Origin of the sequence: Methanobacterium sp. CWC-01 (assembly GCF_030323845.1) — an archaeon.
Taxonomy (GTDB): Archaea; Methanobacteriota; Methanobacteria; order Methanobacteriales; family Methanobacteriaceae; genus Methanobacterium; species Methanobacterium aridiramus.
Genome location: NZ_CP040735.1, coordinates 930,644 through 947,784 on the forward strand (window position 1 = coordinate 930,644; position 17,141 = coordinate 947,784).

The 17,141-nt window shown below is 44.0% G+C and carries 14 protein-coding genes; 5 read left to right on the forward strand and 9 right to left on the reverse strand.

The window, feature by feature from the left end:
• Positions 1-21: 21 nt before the first annotated feature.
• From FGU46_RS05000 to cfbB, 4 genes are all read right to left on the reverse strand, one after another.
• Positions 22-1,224, reverse strand: a complete 1,203-nt coding sequence (locus FGU46_RS05000; RefSeq protein WP_286477831.1) for an HD domain-containing protein — start codon at positions 1,222-1,224, stop codon at positions 22-24.
• Between the two features lie 183 nt (positions 1,225-1,407).
• Positions 1,408-2,238 (reverse strand): F420-dependent methylenetetrahydromethanopterin dehydrogenase, encoded by an 831-nt coding sequence (locus FGU46_RS05005; RefSeq protein WP_286477840.1) that lies wholly within the window; start codon positions 2,236-2,238, stop codon positions 1,408-1,410.
• 648 nt (positions 2,239-2,886) lie between these two features.
• A complete protein-coding gene (locus FGU46_RS05010; protein ID WP_286477843.1) occupies positions 2,887-4,023 on the reverse strand; it encodes an oligosaccharide repeat unit polymerase family protein in 1,137 nt (378 codons plus the stop codon).
• Between the two features lie 74 nt (positions 4,024-4,097).
• A complete protein-coding gene (cfbB, locus tag FGU46_RS05015) occupies positions 4,098-5,444 on the reverse strand; it encodes a Ni-sirohydrochlorin a,c-diamide synthase (protein WP_286477851.1) in 1,347 nt (448 codons plus the stop codon).
• A 93-nt stretch (positions 5,445-5,537) separates the two neighbouring features.
• Here cfbB and FGU46_RS05020 point away from each other — a divergent pair, with 93 nt between their 5' ends.
• Positions 5,538-6,659, forward strand: a complete 1,122-nt coding sequence (locus tag FGU46_RS05020) for a radical SAM protein (protein WP_286477857.1) — start codon at positions 5,538-5,540, stop codon at positions 6,657-6,659.
• 68 nt (positions 6,660-6,727) lie between these two features.
• On the opposite strand, the gene FGU46_RS05025 is transcribed toward FGU46_RS05020, so the two are convergent.
• The 4 genes from FGU46_RS05025 to FGU46_RS05040 all read right to left on the reverse strand — a co-directional run bounded on the left by FGU46_RS05025 (position 6,728) and on the right by FGU46_RS05040 (position 11,289).
• Complete coding sequence (locus FGU46_RS05025) at positions 6,728-7,108, reverse strand: AAA family ATPase (RefSeq protein WP_286477867.1); 381 nt, start codon at positions 7,106-7,108, stop codon at positions 6,728-6,730.
• Positions 7,105-7,881, reverse strand: coding sequence for a ParA family protein (locus FGU46_RS05030; RefSeq protein ID WP_286477873.1), 777 nt, complete (start codon positions 7,879-7,881; stop codon positions 7,105-7,107). The genes FGU46_RS05025 and FGU46_RS05030 overlap by 4 nt, the downstream gene beginning before the upstream one ends.
• Before the next feature lie 228 nt (positions 7,882-8,109).
• The gene (locus FGU46_RS05035; RefSeq protein WP_286477881.1) at positions 8,110-9,936 is read right to left on the reverse strand and encodes a threonine--tRNA ligase; all 1,827 of its coding nucleotides are present in this window, start codon (positions 9,934-9,936) and stop codon (positions 8,110-8,112) included.
• A 114-nt stretch (positions 9,937-10,050) separates the two neighbouring features.
• Positions 10,051-11,289, reverse strand: a complete 1,239-nt coding sequence (locus FGU46_RS05040; protein WP_286477886.1) for an MgtC/SapB family protein — start codon at positions 11,287-11,289, stop codon at positions 10,051-10,053.
• A gap of 358 nt (positions 11,290-11,647) precedes the next feature.
• Between FGU46_RS05040 and ilvD the strand changes: the two genes are divergently transcribed.
• The 4 genes from ilvD to FGU46_RS05060 are packed head-to-tail and all read left to right on the forward strand — an operon-like array spanning position 11,648 to position 16,147.
• Positions 11,648-13,303, forward strand: a complete 1,656-nt coding sequence (gene ilvD, locus FGU46_RS05045) for a dihydroxy-acid dehydratase (RefSeq protein ID WP_286477894.1) — start codon at positions 11,648-11,650, stop codon at positions 13,301-13,303.
• Positions 13,304-13,312: 9 nt separating this feature from the next.
• Positions 13,313-13,798 carry a signal peptidase I gene (locus tag FGU46_RS05050; protein ID WP_286477899.1) on the forward strand — a complete coding sequence of 162 codons (486 nt, stop codon included), beginning with the start codon at positions 13,313-13,315 and terminating at the stop codon, positions 13,796-13,798.
• A gap of 52 nt (positions 13,799-13,850) precedes the next feature.
• Positions 13,851-15,539, forward strand: a complete 1,689-nt coding sequence (gene argS, locus FGU46_RS05055; protein ID WP_286477904.1) for an arginine--tRNA ligase — start codon at positions 13,851-13,853, stop codon at positions 15,537-15,539.
• 59 nt (positions 15,540-15,598) lie between these two features.
• Positions 15,599-16,147, forward strand: coding sequence for a TetR/AcrR family transcriptional regulator (locus FGU46_RS05060; protein WP_286477911.1), 549 nt, complete (start codon positions 15,599-15,601; stop codon positions 16,145-16,147).
• Positions 16,148-16,198: 51 nt separating this feature from the next.
• Here FGU46_RS05060 and argF read toward each other — a convergent pair whose 3' ends face one another.
• The gene (gene argF / locus FGU46_RS05065; RefSeq protein WP_286477918.1) at positions 16,199-17,104 is read right to left on the reverse strand and encodes an ornithine carbamoyltransferase; all 906 of its coding nucleotides are present in this window, start codon (positions 17,102-17,104) and stop codon (positions 16,199-16,201) included.
• Positions 17,105-17,141 lie beyond the last annotated feature (37 nt).

A 17,141-nucleotide genomic window follows, 5' to 3' on the forward strand; every position in this document is an offset into this window, starting at 1 on the left:
AGTTTTTTTGGGATATTTTTTTCAACTGGAGAAGTAGCGGAATATCCTACCGAAATCTATCCCAGAAACCTTAGAGTCCTTCATCAAATTGTAAATATTAGATTCTGCCTCGAGGAGAGCGTCAGAAGAAACTCCATGTTTTATGGATAATTTGGCCTCTATAAATGCAGAGAGTTGATCGAAGGCTTTTATAATCTCCCCATCCATGGGGAAGTATTGATCCTCATTAAATTTCTTATTCAGGTCTTTAAATGAAATATCCAAAACTATTTCTCCCTCCTGTTTTGCCTTATTCTTAAACTCCCCATAAGTGAAATACCTCATCTCCTCATGCCAGGTCTTGGGAAGCAGAGGTAATAATTCCTCTTTCATCTGGTAATCTTCATAATTTTTAATAGTGTCTTCTAGTCCTTCCACAGAACGTTTTATTGGTGATATAATGTCCTTGGTGAGTACTTCTGGAAGGTCGTGGAAAAGGCCGGCGTAGAAATTGTTGTAAAGTCTTTTATTGCAGGGTTCCACTCCCATTTCCAAAGTGCCCAAATAAGAAGTGGCCGCCACTATGAGCATGTGGCCCAGGACTGAAGTTTCGGGAATGCGAGGCGTATGGGCCCATCTTTTCTGGAAGCGGAGTTGTCCACAAAGATCTATAAAGCCGAAGGATTTCTTTCCCAGAAGAATCTTCTGCACACCTATGAGGTCGTAATGGTCTTCAATCTGGTTTTCGATGTTTTCTTTAGTCCTTTCAATGCCGTAGATAAAGGGTGCGGCGTGGTAAATAATCTTGAATTCCCAGTTAGTGGCCAGATAATGGGCAGCACGGAGTATACGTCGCTCGAGGCTGTTTTGTGGACTGGTAAAGTAACCTTCAAATCTTTCTTTAAATTTCTCATCACCCAGTCCCACCATATCATGTTGCAACACTCTAAAAACATGTGTATTTAATTCATTTCCCTTTTCAGCCATCATCTTGTGGAAAACAGGCGGTTTTATATCGGTTAACACCAGGCGGTGGAGGAACTCGAAGATACCGCCCTCAATAAGTTCAATCCAGTTAACCCTACCCTTTCCCAGTCTTTCTTCTTCGAATTTAGCTATCACATAGGCAATGACCATTTTATGAGCCTGTTTATCAAGTTCGTTAAGTTCCACCAGGCGGATATGATCATTCCAGCGTTGCATGCTGGCTGCATCGTAGAAACGTTTTATAAGATCTTGGATCATCGACTGCCTCTTATTATTAAATCCACTTATTTGTATTATCAACAGACAGTTAAATGTAATTTTCTAAAAAGACGAGAACTTACCCCGAATGGAATACTTAAAATTGATTCAAAGTTGAAAATTATTCTTAAAAAGAAAAAAACAAAATGTGAAGCAGCCCCAAGGACTGCTTTTAAATTAGTTCTATTCTGGTTTGGATACTAACTCGGTCTTGAATAGAGTCTGACCTTGTGCACCGTGTGGTTTACGCACGACAGTGTCGTTAGCTTTTTCTATTTCCCGGGCTTCAACTGCAAGTTTAGCTGCGGCGGCAATCATTTCGTGGGCGGAAGCAACAATGGGGACGTATTTTTCCATTTCTTTAACCATGAAACAACCCTTGAGGTCTATATCTCCCACTTTAGCAGCAATTTCGTAAGCAGCCATAGCTTTGGCTTTAGCGTAAGGGTTAGAGAATCCACCAGCACCTGTGGCTTTGGCAGCGTCAATAACTACTTTTGGTAGTTCAATTTCGTTACCGGCTTCGCAGGTGGCTATGATATCATCCAGAGTTTGCTGTACGACACGGTATGCTCCAGTAGCAGCCAGTACCTTGATAACATCGGCGTTGAAGCTGGCCATTTCAGTGGGATCCAGGAATTCTCTTCGGGCACCGATCATAGGGTCTCCCAGGACTACGATGTATCCCAGGCCTTGCTCATCCATTTCCTCTCTTTTACCCATTCCAGGAGCGTCACCAACTATAACCGCAGGAACGTCCATTTCAGATAAGAGTTCTCTTGCTCTTGCTGGGCCAGGGGCACCAGGGTTGGGGCTGATGAATACCACGAAGTCTGGTTCAAAGTCCATTATTTTTGGCACTGCTTCTTCGATCTGTTCTGGGTTCATCTTTGCACCTGAACCCACGCCTCTTACATCTATATTAGGTCGGTCGGCCCTCTCGTCTAACACTAAGTCGATGACAGGAGAGGTACCTAAGTTACCGCATTTAATAACTCCTATTTTAACAACCATTTTATCACCGGTGATGCTATTTTGATGATCTAATAAGTATTTTTTCATTTAATTTTTTCAAAAAGGTTTTTATACCCATATTCTCTGCAGTCTACAGTGATTAAGAAGTCCATATGGGATAAAGAAAGATTATTTGATTATATTTTAGTAAAATAATTAAAATTCGAATGTATCATGGGATCAAATGAAATGTTATGCAGTGATTGTACAATTTAAAGACCATGATAACGTCTTTAAATACATTTTTTATGAGTTTTGTTGAAATGAGTGTGTACCAAGACCACCATTTCAAGTGTAACTTTTGATGCACAAAACCTGAAGAAATTATTAATGCTTTCATTGAAACATTGAAACAGGTGCGAACCCCGGGCGAATAATGATTAAATTAAGCGAACAGTAATCATTAGAGGACTCAGAATGAAATTTTAAAAAAAATATTTATTAACAGCCTAAAAAGGATTATAACGATTAATATAATTTTTTATACAAAAAAATAAGCTAATATTAAATGAATAAATTATTAAAAGGATTATATTGACAACAATCTTCTACAGTAGAAAGAACTATGATATATAGCGAAGTAAATAATTCTACAGTAGAAAATTTAGAAGCATTATGGATTTTAGATTATAAAAGGAGTGCTCCATTCTATTTTAAATTCAATTTAGAATACCTTAACCAGAATATCAGCACCCCAAAAAGTGCCATAGCATAGAAAAGCCAGACAGTAATGTCAGTAGGCCCAGTTTCTACCCATATTAGAGTGTGAGCCAGAATAATTGAATAAAGTGCAGCATATACACCATTTTTAATTTTCTGTACATTGTACACCATCCTTAAAGCCAGACCGATGAGTAACATCTGAATTGCCAATCCGATGGCCCCGAAGTCCAGAAGGGCGGGACCAAAGATGGTGGAGGTAATGCAAGCTTTGTAACCCAGGGCGGTGCAACCCACTGTGACTCGTGGATGACCAGATGAAAATATCTGTAGAAAGAGATCTCCACCGGTAGCACCCTGCATGGCCACAATTTTAGACAGAACCATAGTGGTAAATGCGGCTCGGTAAAAAACCAGATCAAAGGGGTTCAAGCTCCATTGTTGCCATTCGATGGCTTTAACTGCTATGTATCCCACGGCAATACCAATTAAGGCTATGAAGGTGATGAATCCAATTATATGGGATGTTTTCAGACGGCGAGTGTAATAGGTAGTGATAAATACGCTGATTATGATCGCCAGGGTGGTGGTCCGGTAACCAGTTAAGCCAAACAGGGCCAGGCCTATTAAAAACAGGAGGTAATAAATTTTACGTGGATATTTGGCTAGGAGCAGATTTAAGGCAGGTAAGAAAAGGGGGTAGGCTATCCGCCATAAGTCGGTGGTGGCCTTAAACTTAAGATATCCACTCAGTAGGGGGATGCCGCCCAAAAGATAGAGATTAGTGGCCTGCAGGAGGAGGCTAAAAATCACGATACCCAGGAGTAGTTTCTCGTTAAGGAGGAATCTCAACTGGGAATACCAGGTGGGATCACTTTCAAGATCAGTTTCCGGTTTATTGAAAAAAGTTTTCAGGTGGCCAGAGTAACGATATATGAGCCATGGTAAAACCACTCCCAGTGTGAAGAATAAGGTTCCCAGTGCTATGTAGCCGAAGGTTGCTGGGTCTGGATACTGCAGGTTCCTCAGGTGTTTTTCAAATCCAACCAGCGCCAGGGCTACGTACAGCCCAATGACCACCACCACGATGTATGGTGAAAAGAGATCTACATCTTTTACTTTCATTTTTCTTGCCTTCGGATTAAAAAAATGTCAGGGTTATCTGATATAATAGTCTGGAAATATAAAACTATGTACCACTATTCTCGGGCGCAGTCCGTGAAGTTAGCAGGGAATGGTGGGCAGGCTGCTACGTGAGTATGCACATAACTGGCCAGAGCATTTTTATCCATCAATCCATCCCTTTTAGAAGCAATACCCCTTCCGCGGAGTACTTTGAAGGCAAATTTTGGTGTGTTACCCTCCAGTGTCACCTTCGAGTAGTGAAATTCATGGCCCCGGAAGGTTTCGCCCTTTTTAAGAATAACGTTGTCCTCGATGGCCTGGGATATTACATAACTAAGGGCTTGAGGTTTGGCCGTCATCTGAGAGGGGTAAGGGAATATTCCACACATTTCCTGCTGGTTGATACTACGAGTCAAATACATAAGCCCCCCACACTCGGCGTAGATGGGACGTTCCTCCTGGTGAAACTTAACCACAGATTTCCGCATGGAGTGGTTGGCCTCCAGTTCCCGGGAGAAGATCTCAGGATATCCCCCCCCAATGTAAAGACCATCCACATCCGGAATTTCTTCATGGTGGAGGGGGCTGAAATACACCAGATGGGCATGGTTGGCCTCTAGTGCCTCCAGATTCTCCTGGTAATAGAAAGTGAATACTTCATCCCGGGCCACTCCAATTTTAACTTTTTTATTACCCCCACTTCTCCATAGAGCTTCCCTTCCCGGAGGAAGTTCACCTGCTCCCCTCATTATCTCTTGAAGGGCATCCAGATCAAGATTTTCCTCCATCACCCGACCCCAATCACCAATGTATCCCAGGATATTCTCCCTTTCCACAGCGGGGACCAGGCCCAGGTGACGCTGCTCAACTTTTATTTCATCACTACGAGGTATACCACCAACTACTGGTGTTTTAGCCAGTTTCTCCACAGCTTCTTTGGTTTTCAAGTAATGTTTACGGTTTTTTACCTGGTTCAGGATAACCCCCTCAATGCGAACTTCCGGATCCAGGGTCTTAAAACCTATAACTATGGCTGCTGCACTTTTAACCAGACTCCTGGCGTTTAATATTAGAACCACCGGAGCGTTTAAAGCCTTAGCCACGGAAGCGGTGTTGCCCACATCTCCCGTAGGACTGATACCTTCATATAGGCCCCGAACACCTTCAATAATTCCCATGTCTGCTTTGGAAATATTAAGCCCCCTCTGGAAAGCTTCCCGGATTTGGGGTTCTGACATGAAAAAGGAGTCCAGATTACGGGAGCTGTGGCCAGTGGCCAGGGTGTGATAGGTGGGGTCAATATAGTCCGGCCCCACTTTAAAAGGTTGAACCCTGTATTCTCTTGAAAAAGCCTTCATTATGCCGGTGGCAATGGTAGTTTTTCCCACTGCACTACCAGTACCAGACAGTATCAATCGCATATTTTTAGTTTGACCACCCTCCCTATAAAACTAATATCCCATATGGCGCTTTTCAAAAAAATTTAAGATGGTGCGGGAAAAAATCATATAGTAATGAACTTAGAAAAGTTAAGAATCCTGGGGGAGGGATCCCAGTACGATCTCTGTAATTATGTTAGTCTTAATCAGGAGAATTTTACATCAGCCAAGCTCCCCGGCATCTACCATGCCCAAACCGCCCAGGGATGTTCAGTACCACTGTTCAAAACTCTGATGAGCAATCACTGCACCTGTGATTGCCTTTACTGTTTAAATAACTGTCAAAACAAGTTTAACCGGGAAGAATACAGTCCTCAAGAGTTAGTGTCAGTGTTTCTACAGTATTACCAGAATCACTATGCCGAAGGACTTTTTTTAAGTTCAGGTCTTCCTGGTGATCCGGATAAGGGCATGGAAAACTTGGTGGAAGTAGCCCGTTTGTTGAGGAAGGAACATGAGTATCAGGGGTACATTCATCTCAAGATACTTCCAGGAGCTTCTTACGACCAGATCAAACGGGCCATGAGTTTAGCTGATCGTATAAGTGTTAACTTAGAATCAGCAACGTCCTCTGGTTTTTCAGAGCTTACCACGACCAAGGATTATCATAAAGATGTTTTAAGAAGGATGAAATGGATTAATCGATTGAAAAATCGTTATCCAGAACTTGCTCCTGCTGGGCAAAGCACCCAGTTGATGGTAGGGGCCAATCAGGAAAATGATGCGGATATATTGAAGCGTGTGCAATGGTTAAACAAAAATTTAAATATTAAATTAAGCTATCTAAGTCCTTTTATTCCTTTAGAGGGCACTCCTCTAAATAGTCATTCCCCACCGGATCCGAAACGTGTTCCCCGTTTGTATCAGGCCCAATTCCTTCTTAACTCCTATGGTTTTGCAGTGAAAGATATGATATTAGATGATTCTGATCACCTGTTCCTGGATGATGATCCTAAACAGTTATGGGCCCAATTCCATCCGGAAAACTTTCCGGTGGAGATAAATGAGTCCAGTTTTAATGATTTGATCAAAGTCCCAGGTATTGGTCCTAAGTCTGCTAGGAAAATATTAGCGGCTCGAAGATCAGGGCATGTTTTCACTAGTTTAGAAGATTTGAAAAAAACGGGAGTGTGGATCAAGCGGGCTGAACCATTTATTAAATTAAACCGAATTTATCAGTCCACCCTTAACTTCTAAATTATTTTAAACAAATATTATAACTTACAAGTGATAACTTAAAACTTATAAGTTATAATTAAAACACGTTATAATTTAAAGTCCTGGTCCTGGAAGAGTTTCCAGATATCAGGATATTTATCCTGAACTGCGGCTTCTATCAAGGCCGAAGCTTCCTTACTGATGCTAAACTCTGGTTTTGTTTTTTTCAAAAAACGCAGAACCGCCGCAGAGCGAACCGACCATAGAGATATCCGGGGATTCTTATGAACTTCCATTAAAACTGCCTGGATGGTCGGATCACCATTGGCAGATCTCCTAGTAGCAGAAGTGGTGGATGATTTTGATTTATTACCTGATCCTTTTACACCGGGTGGTTTCTCATCAATCTCAGTTGCAGCTGGTTTTTCCCTCTTTATTAGGGCATCTAAGCCTTTACCCAGGGCCCCGCCAGTTTTTTTAGGATTCATTTGTTGTCCTCCAACAGGATAAACTCCCTGGCTAGCTTTTTATAGGCCTCCGTGCCAGTGCTCTCCTCATCGTAGATAATACAGGGCTTACCATGACTGGGGGCTTCGGCTAATGTGATGTTACGGGGTATGATGGTCTTGAAAACGTATTCTCTTTCCCCAAAGTATTCTTTGATGTTGCTGTAGACATCCCTACCCAGCCGGGTTCGGGCATCAAAAAGAGTGAGAAGAATGCCTTTAATGGGGGATGGACTCTTAAGTCTGGTTTCAACCAGTTCCATGGCCTCCATAAGATCAGCCATTCCCTCCAGAGCATAAAATTCAGCCTGTATAGGGATGAGCACACTATCAGCAGCCATCAGAGAATTTATGGTGAGTATGCCCAGCGAAGGTGGCACGTCTATGAATATATAATCGTAATGGCCCCTTATTCCATCCATGGACATGTCTAAAATGGTGTGGTAACCCACTTCCTTGCTCAGTTCTATTTCAGCCCCACTCAGTGAAATATTGCTGGGAATCAGGTGCAGTCCAGAAATTTCAGTCGGCAAAAGGGCCTCTTCCATGGTATCCTGACCGATGAGGACGGTGTATATAGTTTTATCAATCTCATTTTTTTCAATTCCAAAGGCGGTGGTGGCGTTGCCCTGGGGATCAAGGTCGATGACCAGGATTTGCTTCCCCATCAGAGCTAATGCCGCGGCAAGATTAACCGCAGTGGTGGTTTTCCCACAACCTCCCTTCTGATTCAGTATTGCAATTACTTCTGCCATTTAAACCGGCCTCCATTTATAACTTATAACTTATAACTTATCATTATTATATTTAAGCTTATCTATCCGCTCTAAATTAAAAATTAAATAATCAGAAAGTTAGTCTCGGCCGGGAGATGGTAGAAGAAAGTGTAAAAAAATATGAGTATAAAAAATACTTATAAAAAATAAACAGACCCTTCAAGGTACCTGGAGAGGTTTTTGGTAAAAAAATTATTTGGTTTTGGCCTAGAAGTTTACTCTGCGGGATAATAAAAGGGGTAGAGGTAATGAACGGAATGGCATTCCCTGAACGGCCTCTTTGATGGTGTTTAAGAGCTCATCTTGAGTCATGTCTACTTTTTCACTGGTTTCTCGGACTGAAACATTGAATATACCCTGCTCAAGTTCTTTATCTCCAATCACCACTACGTATGGTACCCAATCCCCGGCAGCGTTGCGTATTTTTTTACCCACCCGGTCCGGCCGGTCATCTACATCCACCCGAATCTGGGCTTTTCGCATCTCCTGAGCCAGTTCCATGGCAAAGTCCAGATGCCGGTCCGCCACCGGGAGGATGCGCAGTTGAGTGGGAGATAACCAGACAGGCAACATGGGAGCTCTTTGCTCCATTCGTACTGCGGTGTTCTCAAGAAGGCTGCATATAACTCGCTCAATACTTCCAGTAGGGCTGCAGTGGATTATTATAGGATAATGCTCCTGTTCATTCTGGTCAATATAGGTTATTCCAAACCTTTCCCCACTTTCTACGTCAATTTGGATAGTTGGGTTCTCAATAGGCCTTCCCAAGTAGTCTATAGCAGCAAAGTCCATTTTAGCTATCCAGTAGTGCTTTCGTTTTGGTAAAACCTCCAGGAGAACAGGTTTACCTATTTTTTCCGCAGCATGGGATACCCACTCCCGGTTTTGGTCCAGAAAATCCTGGGTGGCACGCATGATTACCTCGTAGTTGACGTTAAGGTCTTCTCCCGTCTGTTGGCACATGAGTATTTGCTGGTCGAATTCCTGAAGGGACTGATTAAGATCAGCGCAGACGGTGTGCAGATCGGGCATGGTGAATCCCCTCAGCCGTTTAAGGCCCACTACTTCTCCTTTCTTCTCTAATCGGAAGCTGTAGGTGGAAAGTTCATAGATGCCTACCGGAAGATTCTTCCAGGTTAAAAAGGAGTCAGAAAGAACCCTAAAGGCCCCAAAACAGCAGGCGTATCTTAACATTAATTCCTTCTTACCACCCATACGGTACTGGCGTTCCCCGAACTTCTCGGCATGCACCCGTATGGCATCATCGGCCAGGTCGTACATAATGGGTGTTTCCACGGGCATGGCCCCCCTTTCAGTTACCAGGCCATAAACGTAGTCGGATAAGAGGTCTCGAATGAGACGGCCCTTGGGATACCAGCGCAGATGGCCCACATCGGCGGATGGTTCATAATCAGCCAGACTCTTCTCACGCATGAGCTTCACATGAGGTGGTTCATCACCGGAAGACTCTGAAACCCCCAGTTCATACTTAACCAGCTGTTCTAAGTCCTGATTTTCGTAGTGGAAGGTCTCCGGGTCGTGGAGTTCACCTTCGAACAGAATGAAAAACTGAGATTCCTGTTCTTCTTTTGTCTCTTCTTCAGCTCGGGACTCGGCGGTGATGGTTCTGGAGAGTTCTGATAAGGGGTGTCCCTTACAGGCCACCTGGAAAGATTTGTACCAGCCAAAGGGCACCCTGGCCACTGGCAAGCCATTATCTAAAAGGGCAGATTCTAAACTTTTAAGAACACCCTTAGCAAACTCTGGAGCCCCCAGAGAAGAGCTTAAATGAGCATAGGGGTATATGACTATCTTATCAGCCTTAACCTTTCCGAAGACATCTTCAATCTCCAGGACCGCCTTTTCGATGATATTTTGAGGATTCTCCTCATCCTCCTTTTCCACAGCAGTGAAAACCACCAGAACATCTTGGTACTGTCCTTTTTTCCTATCATCATCTATTTTTTCTGCAATTCTGGTCTGGTTCTTGGTTTCATATTTCAAATAATCAGAGTGAATTAAAAGTATGCGCATGATACCACCTTAAAATACCTAAAATAAAAGTCAGTGCTGATGTTATTTATACACTACCTTGAACTAGCCATGGCTCCTGTATCAACTTCATTAACATTTCAAAAACGAGCATGATCATGCTAAAAATATGGCCAGTACCCCGGCTATGATTATTAAGAGGAAAATTAACCCCACGTTGGTGGCGAATTTACGGGTACCTAAAAATAGTGCTATGAGGAACTTGAACACGGTGTTGGACATGGCCGCCAGGGTAATGGCTGTGGCCGCGGTGGTAGGAGTGATGGTGTGGGGTGCCAATAGTGACATGCTGATGGTGATGGCATCTACATCGGCCACCCCCGAGATAATGCTGGCCAGATAAACACCTCTACTACCCAAATAGATGTTAGCCATCTTTGAAACGAAAAGAACTGCTAAGAAAAGCCCTCCAAATATTAAAGCTGGCTTTAGGGAGAAGGGATTTTCAAGTTGTAAATCTGCATCCATATCCCGATTCTCAACCCGTCTCCAGATAAATATGGCAAGTATTATTCCCAGAACACCCATAACCAGCATGGGCACCGCCACCAGGAAAATCAGTGAAGGATTGATTACAGAAACCTCCAGCAACACCCTGAGGAACATCATGGCACTGGCCACCACCGTGGCGAAAACAGCGGCCCCCATGAGGAAGTTGCTTTCTTTTACCCGAGCCGCCATGGAAGTAGTTACCGCAGTGCTGGAAACGAATCCGCCTATTATGCCCGTTAAACCCAGCCCTCGATCAGGGCCTATGAATTTCATGAGAATATATCCGGTGTAACTTATGGCCGAGATGAAAACCACCATCAACCAGATCTGGTAGGGATTGAAAACTTCCAGCGGACCCAGAGTAGTGTTGGGAAGCAGTGGAAGTATTACAAAGGCTATTATAAGGAACTTTAGGGTGTTGATAAGTTCTTTCTCACTTATTCTCCTGACAAAGCGGTGCAGATACTTCTTGGTGGCCAGTATGGTGGTGATGATTATGGCTAGGATCGGTGCCACCTGGAGGCCTTGGTCCGATATACACATTGCTCCTAAAATAAAGGTGATCAAAGCGGCCACTTCAGTGGTTAGACCCACATCACCATTTTTACGGGTGGTTACCAGATAACTGGCAGCTATCAAAACCACCACCCCTATAAAGGCCAGTCCTAAAAAGAAAGAGTTGAATTGGGAAAGGTAGGCAGAAGTTATTCCCAGGAAGGAAATAAGCATAAAGGTACGGACCCCGGCAAATTCCATTTCATGTCCCTTCCTCTCCCTTTCTATACCAATCAGTGCTCCTAAAGCCAGGGCAATTATAATCTTCAAAAGAAGAAATAGGTCCATGTTATTACTTAAAGGATAAGTTGTATATGTAAATTCTTAATGAATGTGGTCTAGAATCTGTAAAGGTCTTAGCTTCATTTCAACATGTGGTTATAATACGAGTTAAGTGCTGGCTATTAAAATAGTGACCCGATGCTTTAATATTATAACTCCTAGCTAAAATGGAAGTAAATAGATAAGATATGGAGCATATCTATAACCTTAAATGGATGAGATGATGCCAATACAGCCCTTTGTCCCTTTTGAAGCTGTGGTCATTTCACAATAGGATCCTATTATAAAAGATATGTGCACCCAATGATAGAACATATTAATGGGTAGTAAATTCACTTCTATTATTCTTATATCAGGTGATGGCATGAGAAGCGACACCATAAAAAAGGGTATTCAAAGAGCCCCGCACCGTTCCCTCTTAAGGGCCTGTGGTTTAACCGACTCCGAGATGGAAAAAGCTTTCATTGGCGTGGCTAATAGTTTTACGGACATAGTTCCCGGACATATTCATCTAAAAAAAGTTGCAGAATCTATTAAACTTGGAATAAGTAATGCTGGAGGTGTTCCATTCGAGTTCAACACCATGGCCATCTGTGACGGCCTGGCCATGAACCATGATGGGATGCGATATTCTCTGGCTTCCCGGGAGATTGTGGCCGACACGGTAGAAAGCATGGCCCAAGCCCACAGCCTGGATGGACTGGTATTGCTACCCACCTGTGATAAGGTGGTGCCAGGAATGCTCATGGCTGCAGCCCGTCTGGACATACCCTCCATTGTAGTTACCGGCGGACCCATGTTACCTGGAGAGTTTAAAGGGCAATCTGTGGATTTAATTAACGTTTTCGAAGCAGTGAGTAAAGTTTCATCCGGCAAGATGACTTTAGAAGAGTTGGATGAGTTGGAACGTTGCGCCTGCCCTGGAGCAGGTTCCTGCGCAGGTCTTTTCACAGCCAATAGCATGGCCTGCCTCACCGAGGCCATGGGCATGAGTCTGCCCTACTGTGCCACCACCCACGCCGTGGATGCCCATAAAATGTGGATCGCCCGGGAGAGTGGAGAGCGGATAGTGGCCATGATTGAAGAAAATCTGAAACCATCCCAGATAATGACTCAGTCAGCCTTTTACAACGCCATTGTGGCTGATTTAGCCTTAGGAGGTTCGAGTAATACCACACTACACATACCAGCCATTGCCAATGAATTACGGGAACAGGGAGTGGAGGTGACCCTGGATCTTTTTGATGAGCTAAGCCGAAAGGTGCCCCATATCACCGCCATCAGCCCCTCGGGGCAGCACACCATGCTAGACCTGCATCAGGCCGGAGGAATCCCTGCTGTACTAAAGGTTCTGGAGTCCAAGATAAAGCAGGACGCACTAACCTGCACTGGTAAAGTTTTAATAGACAATCTTAAAGATGCCCAGGTTCTGGACCATAATGTTATCCGTCCCCTGGACCATCCCTACCATGAAGAAGGGGGAATCGCCATACTAAAGGGTAGTTTAGCCCCTGATGGATCAGTGGTAAAACAGGGAGCAGTTGATCCGGATATGCTGCAGCACCAGGGCCCGGCCAAGGTCTTTAATTCAGAAGAAGAATGTGTGAAGGCCATATTCCAGGGAGCAGTGGAGGAGGGTGATGTGGTGGTCATCCGCTACGAGGGGCCCAAGGGAGGGCCAGGAATGAGAGAGATGCTCAATCCCACCTCGGCCATATCCGGCTTGGAAATAAACAAAGTAGCGCTCATAACCGATGGAAGATTTTCTGGAGGAACTAGAGGCCCCTGTATTGGCCATGTCTCACCTGAGGCCCAGGCTGGTGGCCCCATAGCGGTGGTGGAGGATGGAGATCTTATCCAAATAGACATGCCCCGCAGGAAAATTGAGCTTCTATTGTCCCCTGAAGAAATTGAGCAAAGACTGGGAAAGGTGGTTCATCCCGGGAAAGAAGTTAAAGGATGGCTGGACCGATACCGTAAACTGGCCAGTTCAGCTAATGAGGGAGCTATACTAAGATAGGTGTATTGAATGTCCAACAGAAAAAAAGCTCCTCAGAAAAAGAGCAAACTTCCAGAAGAAGATTCTAAAAGTTCAACTGGCCGTGAAATTGCCAGTTACATAATTATCATCGTGGTCGGGATCTTGCTGGCCCAGCACCTTAACGTGGTGGTATCCGGTAGCATGGAACCCGTATTCTACCGGGGCGACGTAGTGTTAATTGAAAAAAGCAATTTCCTGGGGATAGAAGAGGTGAGTCCGAATAATCTCCAGGTAGGGGACATAATCATCTACCAAGCCACATGGTACCCCGAACCAGTTATTCACCGAATAATTAGCACAGGGAAAGATGCCCAGGGACGCAGCTATTACGTTACCCAGGGTGACAATAATTCGGGAGCAGATCCTGCCCCGGTGTATCCGGATCAGGTACAGGCCAAGGTGATAAGTTGGGGAGAATATCCGCTGGTAATCCCTAAAATCGGCTACTTAACCCTGTGGATCAGGGGCCTTTAGTCTTCATTTTAACTTTTATAATATCATTTTTTTTATTTAACAAGGTGAATTCATGTACAGGAAACTGGAAAATCAAGCTGCAGAATCAGTGAAGGCCTCTATAAACAAGCTCCAATGGGGCGTAGAGGTTGAAATCAAATTCGAACAACCCCCCAACCCCAATATGGGTGATCTGGCAACGAATGTGGCTTTTCAACTGGCTGGTAAGCTAAAAAGATCTCCTTCAGAGATATCTGAAAATATTATGGATAACCTGGAACTACCACCCCTCATTGACCGGGTGGAGGCCCGGGGTCCCTATCTGAACTTCTTCCTGGACCATGCAATGTTCTTCCGGGAGGTTTTAGAATCAGTAGATGAAGGATATGGTCAGTTAGAACTTCAAAACGATTCAGTGATTTTGGAACATACTTCAGCAAACCCCAACGGACCCCTGCACATAGGACACATACGAAATGCCATAATTGGGGACTCTCTGGCCAGAGTACTTCGGGCCGGGGGCTATCCCCTGGAAACCCAGTACTATGTTAATGATATGGGACGACAGATCGCCATGATTGTGTGGGGACTGCAAAACCTGGATTACCAGTTGGATCCGGAAGAAAAACCAGACGTGGAAATGGGTAAGCTGTACTTCCAGGTGAACCAGACTTTAAATGCCAATCCTGAGATAAAAACAGAAATTGACGCTATACTAAAAACTTATGAACAGGAGTTCCCACCACAGCTGGAGGAACTTTTTAGGGAGGTGGTGGATAAATGTCTGGAAGGTGTGAAGGAAACTTCCCAGAGACTACACATACATCACGATAAATTCGTGTGGGAAAGTCAATTCATACGGGAAGGGAAGGTAGATGCTATTTTAGAGGAACTGAAGGATTATACCCAGGAAAATGAGGTGCTGTACCTGAATCTCAACCAATTTGGTATAGAAAAAGAACTGATTCTACGTCGGTCCGATGGCACTTCACTTTATTCCACCCGAGATCTGGCTTATCATGAACAAAAAGCGGAAGAGGCAAACATATCCATTGATATCTTAGGATCTGACCATAAACTGGCACTGGAGCAGTTGAGTGTGGTGCTGGAACTAGTCGGATGCCGTAGGCCAGAAGTTATTTTCTATGAATTCATAACCCTGCCAGAAGGGTCCATGTCCACCAGACGGGGTGTGTTTATTAGTGTAGATGATTTAATGGATGAAGCTGTTAAAAGAGCTCTGGAAGAACTCGAAAATAGAAGACCCGAGTTGAATGGAGAAGAACAACGTGAAATTGCTGAAATAATTGGAGTGGGTGCCATCCGATTTTATATAGCCCGGTTATCCCCGGAGAAACATATAGTTTTCAAGTGGGATGAGGCCCTGAGTTTCGAACGGGGCTGTGCCTCCATCCAGTATGCCCACGCCCGGGCCTGCAAGATACTGGAAAAAGCCAGTTATCCCCCTGAGATTGAAGTAGATGCGGATGACTTGGAAGATCTGGATCAGATGGAGATCGAGCTAATTAAAACCATAGCCAGATTTACACGTGTTATAGAGGAATCAGCAGCTGCTCGCAGAGTTCATCCCGTGGCCCAGTATACCCTGGAACTGGCCGGAGTCTTCAACCGATTTTATAAGTCAATGCCAGTTTTAGGATCGGGAAAAGAGGATTTGAGATTGATGTTGGTGGATAAGTCCCGGATTACCATCCGGAACTCCCTGGCACTCCTGGGCATAGAATCTCCAGTTAGTATGTGATGTTATGAATTCTGTTTAAGAAGATATTTAAATTAAGAAGAACATCTAATGAGGATAAGATGGATAAGACTGAAAAAAAGATTTTAGATGCAGCATTAAAAATATTCGCAGAAAGAGGATATGACGGGGCTAAAACCAAACTTATAGCCAAAGAATCTGGTTTTACGGAGATGACCCTCTTTAGAAAGTTTGGGAGTAAAGAAAATCTATTCCACACGGTTCTAATGGTGAATTATGATCGGATTACTGCAGACATAGTCCAGATATTCAGCCAACCTTTGGACGAATCCCAGGATCTATTAAAATTCCTAATCGAAGCAGTCATAGAGATGGAAGATAAAAACTTTGAATACGTCAAAATACTCATCACCGAGAATCATAATACCTCTGAAACCGTGCTGATCAATGGTGTAAACAACCTGGGAAAATTTCTAGAAACTGCAGCACCCGGTGCTGGAATAGACTATAAAGTACTGGCCTTCAACATAATGGCCTTTGCATATTTCATCATATTTAATAAGCGCCAGGGATGTCCCTTTGTAGATTACGAGGTGGCAGTGCAAGAATTCATAAAATACACCACTCAATGCCTGAAAAAAATGGATTAAATTTATGTTAAAATTAATTCTATTTAAAAAATAGAAAAAAAGACGGATACTTCAGTCTTTAAGCAAAAAGTATAGCAACGCCTTCTGCGCATGCAGTCGATTCTCAGCCTGATCCCAAACTGCTGACTGGGGACCGTTAAGCACTTCTTCAGTGATTTCCTGATCACGTACCGCCGGGAGGCAATGCAAAACAACAGCTTCTGGATCAGCCAGTTTAAGCAGTTCTGAGTTGATCTGATAGGCCTGAAGATCTTTTAAACGTTGATCTGCCTCTTCTTCATCACCCATACTAACCCAAACATCGGTGTAGAGAACGTCCGCCCCCTTCACTGCTTTTTGAACGTGGGGAGTTACTTCCAGAGTTGATCCTGTTTTTTCAGCTATCTTGAAAGCTTCTTTTGTAATTTCCGGATCGGGTTCGTATCCGGGTGGACAGGCCACGGTGAAGTCCATACCCAGAAGGGCGGTGGCCAGTAACAGGGAGTTAACCACGTTATTACCATCCCCCACATAGACCATTTTAACCTTGAAGGATCCTTTCCTTTCCAGTATAGTTAACATGTCAGCTAAGGCCTGGCAGGGATGTTCCAAATTGGTAAGCCCGTTAATTACGGGCACCCGGGAGTTTCTGGAGAATTTAACCACATCCTGGTGCTCTCGGGCACGGATCATCACCCCGTCCACGTAGCGGGTCATGGCTCGGGAAGTGTCCTCAATTATCTCCCCCCGGCCCAGTTGTAAGTCCGAAGTGGAAAGGTACAGAGGGAAGCCACCTAACTGATACATGGCCACTTCAAAGGAGATGCGGGTCCGGGTAGATGATTTTTCGAATACCATGGCTAGGGTCTTGCCTTTCAAAGGTTCAACTGTTCCATGGCCCTGTTTAAAAATCTGGGCCTGTTTCAGAATGTCACTGATCTGGTCTTGGATGTCCAGCACTGATAAAACATGTTGCATTTCTCACCATCTCCTATAAACTCACCCGGACAATAAA